Source organism: Pseudoalteromonas sp. NZS100 (assembly GCF_015864815.1).
Lineage (GTDB): Bacteria > Pseudomonadota > Gammaproteobacteria > Enterobacterales > Alteromonadaceae > Pseudoalteromonas > Pseudoalteromonas distincta.
In genome coordinates, this window is the sequence record NZ_JADYWM010000036.1 from 1 (window position 1) to 12349 (window position 12349).

General features: G+C 37.4%; 8 protein-coding genes. All 8 read right to left on the reverse strand.

Features of this window, described 5'->3' with window-relative positions; translation table 11 throughout:
- Positions 1-204 precede the first annotated feature (204 nt).
- The 8 genes from I6E69_RS20185 to I6E69_RS20220 all read right to left on the reverse strand — a co-directional run bounded on the left by I6E69_RS20185 (position 205) and on the right by I6E69_RS20220 (position 12213).
- Entirely contained in the window at positions 205-1044 is an 840-nt protein-coding gene (locus I6E69_RS20185; protein ID WP_197122152.1) for an alpha/beta hydrolase-fold protein, read from the reverse strand.
- Between the two features lie 37 nt (positions 1045-1081).
- Complete coding sequence (locus tag I6E69_RS20190) at positions 1082-1987, reverse strand: NYN domain-containing protein (RefSeq protein ID WP_182724844.1); 906 nt, start codon at positions 1985-1987, stop codon at positions 1082-1084.
- Between the two features lie 194 nt (positions 1988-2181).
- Positions 2182-3489: a DEAD/DEAH box helicase gene (locus tag I6E69_RS20195; protein ID WP_197122155.1), complete on the reverse strand. Its 1308-nt coding sequence runs from the start codon at positions 3487-3489 to the stop codon at positions 2182-2184.
- A gap of 249 nt (positions 3490-3738) precedes the next feature.
- Positions 3739-6747 (reverse strand): ATP-binding protein, encoded by a 3009-nt coding sequence (locus I6E69_RS20200; RefSeq protein WP_197122158.1) that lies wholly within the window; start codon positions 6745-6747, stop codon positions 3739-3741.
- A 103-nt stretch (positions 6748-6850) separates the two neighbouring features.
- On the reverse strand, positions 6851-8038 hold the full coding sequence (locus I6E69_RS20205; protein WP_197122161.1) for an alpha/beta hydrolase-fold protein: 1188 nt from the start codon (positions 8036-8038) through the stop codon (positions 6851-6853).
- A gap of 110 nt (positions 8039-8148) precedes the next feature.
- On the reverse strand, positions 8149-9969 hold the full coding sequence (glmS, locus tag I6E69_RS20210) for a glutamine--fructose-6-phosphate transaminase (isomerizing) (RefSeq protein WP_039487010.1): 1821 nt from the start codon (positions 9967-9969) through the stop codon (positions 8149-8151).
- A gap of 38 nt (positions 9970-10007) precedes the next feature.
- Positions 10008-10772: a DeoR/GlpR family DNA-binding transcription regulator gene (locus I6E69_RS20215; protein ID WP_039487012.1), complete on the reverse strand. Its 765-nt coding sequence runs from the start codon at positions 10770-10772 to the stop codon at positions 10008-10010.
- 184 nt (positions 10773-10956) lie between these two features.
- Complete coding sequence (locus tag I6E69_RS20220; RefSeq protein ID WP_197122164.1) at positions 10957-12213, reverse strand: hypothetical protein; 1257 nt, start codon at positions 12211-12213, stop codon at positions 10957-10959.
- Between the last annotated feature and the right edge of the window lie 136 nt (positions 12214-12349).

The following is a 12349-nucleotide window of genomic DNA, read 5'->3' on the forward strand; positions in this document are numbered from 1 at the left end:
AAATTTAGCTCAAATCTAGACTGACAGTCACCGATTAAAAAACGGGTAACTGTCAGATCAAGTCTGAGCTAGTACAATTAAGTTAATAAAAACTTGAGTAACTAGCTCACTCTTTAATTACATATTAAAAAATAAACCCATCATTAGCCAAGCTAATGATGGGTTTTAAATAACAATTTTTCTAACGTCAGTAATTTTACTGTATTACTCACTTACAGTGCTATACACCCAATCAAGCCCTTGTATTGCTGTAGTAGGAAATGCTGTTGCATGGCTAGCCCCTTCAATAACAACACTTTTTAATTGTATTTTATCACTGTTAAGTGCATTAATTTTTTGCACCAATTGCTTGGCACCCTCAACCATATTTTGCCCTTCACCAAAAGCTGGTGTTTCCTTTTCACCCACCGAAATATAAACCTTAATAGCTGTTTTTGGCCTGTGTGCCTTAAACTTTAACAATGCATTATTATTAAACCAAATAGACGGGCTACCAATAATATAATGGCTAAATAAATTCGGTTCTGTAAATAAAATAGTGGCACCAAATAAGCCGCCAAGCGAGTTACCTATGTAGGTTTTTTGTGTATGACTGGCACGGTAGTTTTGCTCAATATAAGGAAACACAGTGTTTTTAATAAACTTAATGTGTCCTTGCGCATTACCTGTTTGTTTTTTCCAATCTTTTGTAAAGGTAGGTGTGTAGTCTCTAATTCGACTAGCTGATCCAATAGACCCTTTTTCATAACCAATGGCGACAATAATTGCTTGCTGCATTTTTCCGGTATTCATAGGAAATCGTGTTGCCCCTGCCACTATAGGAAACGTGTACGGCGCATCGGTTAAGTAAATAACTGGATATGTTTTATCCTGCTTATTTTTATATGACTTAGGCAATTGAATGTAAACAGAGTAAACACGCTTACTAGAAGGTTCGGTTAGTTGAATAACGCTACTTCTAGGGATTTCGTATGGGGTATTTGCACTTAATTTAAAGCATATTAAAGTAGTAGAAAGTAATAATAGTTTTGATATTAAGTCCACATTTCACCCTTTATTAAATATAAGTAGTTTCATGTCGCTAGTTATTAAATAGCTGAGTATATTTTTGTGCGTAACTTAGCACTATTTTTGCTGTTTCTTCATTATCGAGTAATAGAATAGGAGGATCTGTTAATGGCGGTAAATCATCAAAGCTAGGTAATGGTTTTTCCAACCAGCGCCAGCATTTAGTTCGATTAGCTTCAACTTGTAATAAAGTTAATATTATTTCTTCAAGTATTTCTGGCTGACCAAACCAACCTATAGGTTTAGAAACTGGTTTTCTTCCTCCCTGGATAACACGTGGCAACTGCGACTGTTTTAGTTCTTCAATTAAAATATTCCTACGCGTCCAATCAGCATGTATATCTAGTTTTTCATTGGGGTAACGAACACTATCAGTAGTAGGGATCACTAAGCCTATTTTAACTTTATTTAGAGATTTTATTTTTTCTAAAGCCCTTTCTAAGTCTGTATCATTAGTAACAAACACAACTTGCTCAATTGAGTCATCCGTAAATACATCAAATAAAGCCTCCACCGCAATATTTACATCAGTTTGCTTTTCTTCAAGCTTCCAAATGTCCACATACTCACATTCATTTGGGTGTTTTTTAGGTTCTTTTTCATCAATTTTAAATGCACGTGTTGGGTTTACAGAGTAGTAACCTTTGATTATTTCTAGCTGACCATTTGAACTATTGAAAGTTAAAGCTCGGTGATAAGCCTGCTGATCAGCTAAAGAATCTTTTGACGTAGCTGCTTTTTCTACGATATTAGCGGTAAAAAATTTAATGCTTAAATTGTCGTTAGTATGGGCTTTACTTGCAGCACTGGGGAGGATGTAGTCATCAAATAATTTAAATATATCTAACCACTTGTAAGGTGTTCGCTTAAGACATCCATAATATAAATTATATCCATCAATATATATTCGAGTCTTCAAAGTCGATCCTTAAATTTTAGCTACAAAAAAACCGACACTAAGGTCGGCTTTTTCTCCCTATATCCAGGAGACTCAATGCTACGCGTGGAAGTAGGGTTAGTTGTTAATAATGATCTTAGTCAAAATTGACCAATACGTCAATAACTGATTTTATCGCCAATTGTAAGTTTAGACAAAATAATAAATTATATTTCCTATTTAGAACGCCCTCTCCAACCACTCCATACATCATCTATATCATCGGCTTTATTTTTTTTCTTTTTCTTACCTGAGCCTTCTGGCTTTGCCATCGGCTTTTCATTTTTAAGCGCCTCGGCAGCATCAAGATTGGCTTGGTTTACTACAAAACCAGCTACCTCTTCACGCTCTAAACGTAGCTTGTTTTTCTTCTCGATTATTTTAAAGTGATGAAAATCTTCATAATCAATTAATGATAATGCCAAACCTACTTCACCAGCACGACCACTTCGACCAATACGGTGCATATAATCAGCAGGGCTACGTGGTAAATTAAAGTTTATTACCACTGGCAGCTTTTCAATATCTAAACCACGCGCTGCAATGTCGGTTGCAATAAGTATTTCTATTTCGCCGGCTTTAAATTTTTCTATTACACGAGTACGCTCACTTTGGCCTTTATCACCATGGAAAACCTGTGCGTTAACACCGCGTTTTTCAAGTTTACTGGCTAAATGCTCACAGTCTTTTTTAGCGTTTACAAAAATAAGTGCTTGGCGCCATTTATGCGCTTTAATTAAATGCGCTAAAACCGTAGTTTTTTCGCCTTTATTAACTGTAAATACGCGCTGTACTAAGGTGCTTTCATCTTTGTTTTGTACTTGTATTTCAACAGGATTAGTTAATAGTTCTTGCGTTAATTGAGTGACTTGCTCTGGGAAGGTTGCTGAAAACAACATGGTTTGTTTTTTAGCAGGCATTAACGCCAATAACTCAGCAAGCTCTTCAGTAAAGCCAAGGCTTAGCATGCGGTCGGCTTCATCAAGTACTAAGGTTGTTACTTTGTCGAGCTTAATCGCATTGCTTGAGATTAAATCGAGCAAACGCCCTGGCGTTGCAACAATAATATCGGCGCCGCCGCGCAGTGCCTGCATTTGTGTATTAACCGACACACCACCAAATACTGCTACCGTTTTAATTGCTCCATTAAAGTTAGCTGAATACGATTTCACGCTATCGGCCACCTGCGTCGCAAGCTCGCGGGTAGGTACCAAAATAAGCCCTGATACAAAGTTACCTTTGCTAGCTGTTTTTTTAGCACCTTGCGCTAAAAATAGCGTTTGTAGCATAGGCAAAGCAAACGTTGCTGTTTTACCTGAGCCGGTATTCGCCCCCGCAATTAAATCGCTACCAGCAAGTACACTAGGGATCGCCTTAGCTTGAATTGGCGTAGGTTGGCTATATTCCAAATCGGTTAAACGAGCTTGTAGCTCTGGAATAAGGCCAAGATCGTTAAAAGTACTAGGGCTTGCGGCTGAGGTCATATTTATTACGGGCTTATTGCTAAAAAGTAGCCTGTAATTTTAGCGTATTTAGCAGCTATTAAGTAGAGGTTAGTGATTTTTATGTTTTTATAGGTAACAGCTGCGTGTTGTAAGTAATAAACTTGACTCGATAATATTGGTACTTCATCAGTTCAAGTTTTCTAGAGCGAAGGTTCACGCCCTAGAAAAATAATTTTTTCCTTAAACAAACCTTGGTGGACTCAACTTAGTTCTTAGCTATCAATTTTATTATTTAGCTAATAATTTAAACCACTTATCTTTGTAAGGTGATTCGGCCATCAAGGCATCTATATACTTAATTAACTCATCATATTTTTCTTTAATTTCTGCCTCAGTCAACATGTTTTTCAATTTAGGTTTTATCCACTCACAAAACTTATCTAACTTCTCTTCGGATACAAAAATTATACCTTCAGTAGAATACCTACCTTTAGGAGTTGTAAATAAATGGGGCAAAAGCATGTATTCGTAATCACCTACTCCTGTATCAAATAAATAATGAGCATTTAACGTGGTGGACTTATCTAGCACTAATGATTCAAAACCTATAAGAGGTGGCAGCAAAAATCTAGTGTTTGAATTACTTTTTGAGTTTGCTTTCATTAAAGCTGAAAGCAAAGCATTATTGTTATAAGGTTGTGATGGCTTTTGTTTTGTACAGCAGTAAACTAAATCTGTTTTTTGATTTTTAAAGTCATCTGATTCAATTACTTCAATTGTATTTACTCCATACCTTACTTGCCACTCTTTAAATACTAAACATTTTATCAAATCATCATCATCAGGGTTACTCCCCAAATAGATATTACAATTAGAAACGTTATCACCATTAAGGTTTTTTTCTCCAATTTTTAATAGCTCCCCACTTAAATACTCGTCTAAAGCTTTATCTGCAACCTCATATTTGAGCCAAAATTTACCAAAACGATTAAAGTCATCAGATAGCTTTTCCCAGGGATTATTACTAGAATCCATTAAAGCCATGGCATTTAAAAATAAAGAAAAATGTATTTTAAACTCTTCTTTAACATCTGAGCTCTCTTGATTAGCTTTCAAATTTCCGACTAACTTCTCAGAAATATGGAAAAGAGAATTTTCAATAACTTGTATCAGTTTTGCACTAGCCTCTTTGTTTATTTCATCTCTATTAATTGAAAGCCAAGCACCAGCTTTACCTGAAAGTAAATTTATCGTTATATCTGCAAAAAGAAATCTGATATTTCCAGAATCAAATTCCTGTCCACGATATAAAGTTTTAACCCGCGAAAACCGACTAGTAGGGTAAAATAGTAGCTCGACTTGTTCACCTCCTAAATCTATAAAATATCCTTTTTTTTCTTCACCTTTAATATAAAGAGGCATAGCCTTCTGATCTTTCGCTTTATAATGACCATTAATTCTAATTGGTGAGTGTTTCGCAAAATCAACTATCGAGTCAGCAATTCGTGCTGACTCAAATGGAAACGATTCATCTAAATTTGGATCGTGGTTATCTAAAATCATGCTTTTAACACTTGGCTCTCTATGTAAACTTATACTCCAACTTGTAGCAATTTTTTTAAGCGAAAATATAATCTTAACTTCAGACCCATGTTGAGTAGATATATCATTAGGCAAACTTTTTAAAAGTGCTAACCCCTCTTTTTCACCTAGAGGGTTATATAGTTCTGCATGGCTACACTCATTAGTAAAGAGACTTTTTGATGTAATGCTCACTTTATCTGCAAGAATAAATGAACTCTGAAAACCAATACCGAATGCTCCTGATGGCTTCATCCACTCAGGCATTGAATCCACAATATCTTTTTTTGTTTTATTTTTACTAGAGCTACTAATGCTTAATAAGTATGAAAAGTCTTTAATACTGAAGCCGGTACCGTTATCTTTTATAGTTAGCTCCCATAATGAATTTTCATTTTCTTTTGGGCACTCTCCCATTTCTTTTAGTGAAATTTCGATGGCTTCATTACCAATAACGTTCTTTACCTCTGGATCACTTGGGTCTTTCCATTTTTCACAACTAATCTTGTTTTTATTCCTTAACCAAACACTTATTAAAGTTGCATCGACAGCATTTTGTAAAAGCTCTCGGATACAGGCAAATTTTGAAGCATAAAGGTTACTTCCTTGTAGTAACTTAATTGCTTGTTCACTATCAAGTTTAAATTGAGGCCTTTCCCCTTCAGACAGTACTTGCTGCTGCCCACTAAGTTTTACCTGTATATTCCCTAAAGTAGGTAATAAACCAAAGCTCCTGCTAGGTGCAATTTCTTGCCAAAGGCTCATTTGCGCCTGAGTTTCTTGCTTTAACCATTCAAACCACTTATAAGATTCAAGGTAACTATCAACACTACTGCACTCTGCCGTAACCTCAATCCTATCTTTGTCTATGCGCAAATGCCTAATAGCAGCATGTTTATCTTCATGAGCCTTACTTAATGATGGTCTGCTATCACCAGCAATCTTTTTCATTACAGGACAAAAACGGTTGTCATCTAAATCCAACAAGTCGCCAATTCTTAGCATGCAGGCAACAAATCTAGGGTGGCAATCTTCTTGTCCTAATCCAGCCTCTTTATAAGGTAAGCCATTTTCACCAACAATCTCTTTAAAATTAGCCCCATGTAATGCACAAATTTGCCCAAGTATTCTGAAAAGCCTCTTAGGGATCAGCTCAGTTCTTGGGGAAGATATACCAGCGGATTCCCAAGGAGTATTTACCGTTTGCTCAGCTCTATTCGCATGTTTTCTTCTGAACCATTCAGCCATTAGCTGTCGAAAATTATCAGTGGCCTCAATGGGCGATCCCATGAATTGAAAGCTATCTATCAGATTTTCATTATTAAAATTTGAGCAAAATTCATTTAAATGATGATTTTTGTCTGTAACTATGGAATCAATATAGTGACGAAAATCAGGATCACTAAAAGCTTCTTTTAGGTCATTTTGCGGAACTACCATACCTATATCATGCCAATAAGCAGACTCTAAGATAAGCCATGTATCTGTAGCTGTTAAATTAGCTATATTTTCTTTACCTAAGATTCTTTCGATATTTATCAAAATTTGTTTGCTATGAGATTCATCATGGCGGCTGAAGTGTGGGAAAAGACTACCAATACTCTGTAAAGCTTTTGGGATTATTTTTTGATCAAATCCCCATTGGTTCACTAATAAACTTAAATCGGAATGTTCAGTTCCTTTTGTTTTTAAGTGTTCAATTAATAAATCTGCCACTTTAAATATCCTTCTTATTATGTGATTTAAAGCCTAAAATTAGGCCTCACTTTAGCTATATACGATAATCAACAGCTTAATTTTCAAAAGTTAATAGCTTAAATTATTGCCTCTTATCATGCTTTTTTAACCTAGCCCTAGTTTCTTTTAAGTAATTTATATAATGATATGAGTCGTCTGCAATTGCTAAAGCAGACTCCATCTGCTCAAGCGCTTGGCGAGTATCCCCTTGCATTTCATAACCGTAGGACAATGCCGAAAGCGCATCGACTGATTTTGGGTGGTTTTTTATATTGTATTTAAACACTTCAATAGCACGGGTAAACTGCTTGCTACCCGTTAAGTTATAACCGAGTGATCTAACAGCACGATCTGGTGGAGATATTTGCTCGCCCCATTGCTGAGATAATGTTTGATAGTAAGCATCGATAGAGGTTATATCGTTAGTTAAAGCACTTATAGGCATTTGTTTAGGTAAAAATAAGTTGTAATAAGCATTAAATATGCCTGCAGCAGAGGTTAAGCCATGCGAGATACCATTAAACGCATCATTAAAAAAGCGTAACCCTCGCACTTTATGTGATTGCAGTGATTGCTGTAGTTCATCGTACCTTTGACGCATTATGCCGGCTTCTTCGCCTATATTGATATAAACGTAGTTATTCAGGTCTTTTGATTTATTAATAAACGCCTTAGCTGCTTTTACCGATGCACCATAGTTCCACCAAACCGCAGGGCTGTAAGCAATATGCGCTTGGAAAAGCTCAGGGTTAGCTTGCATAGTATAAAGTGCAAACACGCCTGCCGCAGAGGCCCCTGCAATCACATTATAATTGTGCGTACGGTAACTTTTATTAATCAAGGGCATAAGCTCTTGCTCTATAAATGCTAAAAACGTTGCTGCACCACCACCTTCACCTACCGGGCCTTGTGGCTCTTTATTCACTGTGGGGTATAGATCTCTTAAGCGATTGGTGTTTTCAATAGCGACAATAATAACCTCTGGCGCACGATTATCATTTTGTAAACGCTCAATAACAGTGCTGGCAAGCGGTATATTACCCGCGCCATCTAAGCGATATATAACAGGATATACCTTGTTTGGATTAGCTTGATAACTCTTAGGTAACTGAACGACAACTGTGCGTTCTTCGTTTAAAACAGCCGATTTAATAGTGTGCGTGAACTGAGAGTAATCAGTACGTTGCTGTTTAGCGCCAGGTTGGGCAAAGACACTTTGTGAACTAAAAGCAAAACAGCTAACAAAAAAAATAACTGCAAATAAACGCATGACTAATCCCTTAGAGAATAATAAGTTATTAAAGCTAACAGACTTTTAGGCACAAAAAAAGCGCATTAAGCGCTTTTTTAACATTAATAAAAATCTATAACCTTTTGATTTTACTCAACAGTAACCGATTTAGCTAAGTTACGTGGTTGGTCAACGTCGGTACCCTTAATTACCGCTACGTAGTACGACAATAGCTGTAATGGCAGTGTGTAAACAATTGGCGCAATAATATCGTCAGTGTGGTTTACGTTGATTACACGCATTGTGTCGTCTGACTCAAAGTGTGAATCTTTATCTGCGAATACGTAAATAATGCCGCCACGTGCGCGTACTTCTTCTACGTTTGATTTAAGCTTTTCTAATAACTCATTGTTTGGTGCTACAACAATAATTGGCATGTCAGCATCAATAAGTGCGAGTGGGCCATGTTTTAGCTCGCCCGCTGCGTAGGCTTCTGCGTGAATGTACGAAATTTCTTTAAGCTTAAGCGCACCTTCCATCGCGATTGGGTATTGTGAACCGCGACCTAAAAACAGTGAGTGATGCTTGTCGGCAAATTCTTCTGCAAGGTCTGCAATGCCATCTGCAAGCAGTAATGTTTCTTCAAGCTTAGCAGGTAGTACTTTTATAGCATTTACAATAGCACTTTGATCAAGCTGTTTTTCTTGAGCTATAGACGCAGTAAGCATTAACAAACCAACTAATTGCGTTGTAAATGCTTTAGTAGAAGCCACGCCTATTTCAGCACCAGCTTTGGTCATAAAGGCAAGGTCTGATTCGCGTACAAGCGATGAACCAGGTACGTTACAAATGGTCATTGAGGCCATGTAACCTTGCTCTTTAGCTAGGCGTAATGCAGCTAGCGTATCGGCAGTTTCACCTGATTGAGAAATAGTAACAAGTAAGCTATTTTCATGAACAAACGACTGACGGTATCTAAATTCAGAAGCTATTTCTACATTACAGCTAACGCCTGCAAATTGCTCAAGCCAATAACGTGCAACCATACCTGAATGGTAAGACGTGCCACAGGCAATAATTTGCACGTGTTTTACGTCTTTAAATATTTGCTGAGCGCTTTCGCCAAACGCATCAATTGCTACGCGATCGTCGTTTAAACGCCCTTCAAGCGTATTACGTACTGCAAGTGGCTGCTCGTAGATTTCTTTTAGCATGTAGTGGCGGTAATCGCCTTTGCCTGATGCATCTTGCGTAATGTTTGACTCAATCACTTCACGCTCAACTGCGTCGCCGTTTTCGTCAAAAATTTCTACTGTATCACGTGTAATACGCGCTACATCGCCTTCTTCTAAAAAGATGAAGCTACGAGTAACAGGTAATAGTGCTAACTGATCAGACGCAATAAAGTTTTCGCCAAGGCCTAAACCAATAACAAGAGGGCTACCTGAGCGCGCTACAATGATTTCGTTGTCGTTTGCTTTATCAAATACAACTGTACCAAAAGCGCCTTCAAACTGTTTAACAGCAGCTTGTACTGCTGCAAGTAAACTAGTGTGCTGCTTACGAAGCTTATGAATTAAGTGCACCATTACTTCGGTATCGGTTTCAGATAGAAACTCGTAGCCTTCTTCTTTAAGCGATGCGCGTAAGCTTGCGTGGTTTTCAATAATACCGTTGTGCACAAGTGCTAACTGGTTGTTTGATACATGTGGGTGTGCATTTGCTTCTGTAACGCTACCATGTGTTGCCCAGCGCGTATGTGCAATACCTGTATGACCGCTAACACCTGCTTTTTCTAGAGCTGCTTCTACGTTAACTACTTTACCTACTGCTTTTACAGTATTTAGCGTAGAGCCTTCTAGTAGTGCTACACCGGCAGAGTCGTAGCCACGGTATTCAAGTCGCTTCAGCCCTTCAATCAGTATTCTATTTACTGGACGTTCTGCAACTGCCCCAACTATTCCACACATAATCTCTCCAATAATCTTGTATATTTACCACTTTGTGGCTACTCAATAAATTCAGCGCAAATTAGTTTTACACCACATGCCTCAATTGCTTTGCGCTTTTCATCTGCTAAGCCATTGTCGGTTATTAATGTGGTTACTATTTTCCACGGTAATTCTAAATTTGGTATTTTTCGGCCAATCTTATCTGATTCAACCATTACAATTACTTCACGAGCCGCTTTTGCCATTACTTGGCTCAAACCAACTAACTCATTAAAGGTTGTTGTGCCACGTTTTACATCTATACCATCCGCACCAATAAAGAGCTGATCAAAGTCGTAAGAGCATAATACGTTTTCGGCAACTTGCCCCTGAAACGACTCAGAATGCGGATCCCACGTCCCACCGGTCATCAAAAGTGTTGGCTCGTTCTCAAGTGCTAATAAACGACTCGCTACTTTAATTGCGTTTGTCATTACAACTAGCCCGCGCTTATTTGCAAGCTCAGGGATCATCGCAGCAGTAGTACGCCCGCTATCAATAATAACGCGGTTATGATCTTTTATAAGTTTTGCTGCAGCCTTTGCTATTGCGACTTTGCGCTTTGAATCTATTTCATCGCTAACAATTTCTTTAGGCAATGCAATAGCACCCCCATAGCGGCGAAGTAATAAGCCACTTTTTTCAAGCGAGGTTAAATCTTTTCGAATGGTTACTTCAGATGTTTGAAACTGCTGTGCTAACTTTTCAACGGCTACTTCACCTAATTCATTAACTTGAACCAGAATATTGTGACGACGCTGCTGTGTGTTTCGTTTAGTCATAAAGCTCGTGAATTAAGTTTCATTTCGAAAGTTATGCGATTTTAAACGAAACAACCTAAATGGCAAGTGAATGAGTAAAAAAAGCGCAATGTGCGCTTTTTAATTTAACAGCATGTAGATGTGGTGAAACATTCTAACTTGCTCAGTGAGCTAGAAACTAGATTACTGAGCACGCTATTATTTTTTAGTTCAAATAAGGATATATTAAAAACTCACTACCTAAAATATATAAACTCCAAGAATCACGCTCATCTTTTTGAATTAATACATCGTGGTAATTATTCGAGATTTGTGGACTCTCCCAAATAACTTGATTTGATAACTTATCCACTAGGCTAATTGTTTTTTCTATAGAGTAATGCGCTAGATAGTTTCGGCCATAAACGCCACCTATAGTTTCATCGAGGATTTTCTCTTTGTGGTAAATTGTAAAGCCCTTAATTTGTTGTTCGTCCAAAATTTCTAATGCTTTCGTTTTCGTATCTAATACTATTAAACCACCTTCTTCATCGAAACTACCAAAAGTACGATAATCAATTATTAGCTCTAGTTGAGGATCTGAATCTAGCTGAATAGCATGTACATGCGCTACATGGCTTGTTGTTTCTTGTAAGAAATCTAAAGGTACAGGCCAATTGCTACTGTCAATTGAAATGGGTGATAAGCTTGGATTTTCGTAAAAAGCTATACCTAAATCGTAATAACCTATTATTATTTTTGACAACTCCTCAGACGGCAAGTAAGGAAAGTAGGCTCTTGATACGACTTCTCCTGTTTGTTTAGCGATTGTGTAATATCTAGTATCACTTTTAAAGCTCAAGTGTGTTTCGGACTCTGTAAAAGCAAAATCATACGAATTAGAAAAAGTCACTTCTGCAACGCTAGTTTGCCAAATTACACTGGTTGAACCTGTATTGCGTTTAACAATAAATGTCTCGTTGTTAATTTGAGTTAATGAATACTCAATTTGATTTTCATTATCTTGCGTTAACAGCATCTCTCCAGTGAAAGTAACAGGTGCATTATTGTGCGTTACCTTAGCCGAACGGCCAAAATCTGAAATGCTAACCGTATCATCAACAGCACCAACAATATGAAGATTAGGAAGTTGACCTTGAGCCACTGATGAATACTCAAGCTGCCATAGCCCATTCTCATAGCTAAAGCTTTGCATCGTATATTCTTCGTATAAATAACTTCCTTCTAAACCATCTGTTTTGCTTACTAATAATGACTGTATTCCATCATTATCAAAATCAACAGCTCCTATTACTCTCCCAATGGGGTTTTCAGCAATAGATACAGAGAACAATTGCCACTGCTGATCAAAGTAATAAAGCTCTTTTGAATTAGAAAAATAAACATGACTATAAGGACTATCTACTTCAAGGCTAATCGAAATACCATCATTGAAATTAGTCTCAAACTTTTCACTACCCACCTGCAGTTCACCATCTTCCCACCATATTAGTTCACTATAATGTTCGGAGGCCTTATATCTAGGGGCTGTTGATCTTTGTAGTACATATATCAATCAGCCCACATTGGTAGCCACATCATAGTAAATGCTAAAGCGA

Excerpts from the sequence above, each read along its gene's own strand:
- glmS (WP_039487010.1), bottom strand. The coding sequence starts at position 9,969 with ATGTGTGGAATAGTTGGGGCAGTTGCAGAACGTCCAGTAAATAGAATA.
- I6E69_RS20205 (WP_197122161.1), bottom strand. The coding sequence starts at position 8,038 with ATGCGTTTATTTGCAGTTATTTTTTTTGTTAGCTGTTTTGCTTTTAGT.
- I6E69_RS20195 (WP_197122155.1), bottom strand. The coding sequence starts at position 3,489 with ATGACCTCAGCCGCAAGCCCTAGTACTTTTAACGATCTTGGCCTTATT.
- I6E69_RS20215 (WP_039487012.1), bottom strand. The coding sequence starts at position 10,772 with ATGACTAAACGAAACACACAGCAGCGTCGTCACAATATTCTGGTTCAA.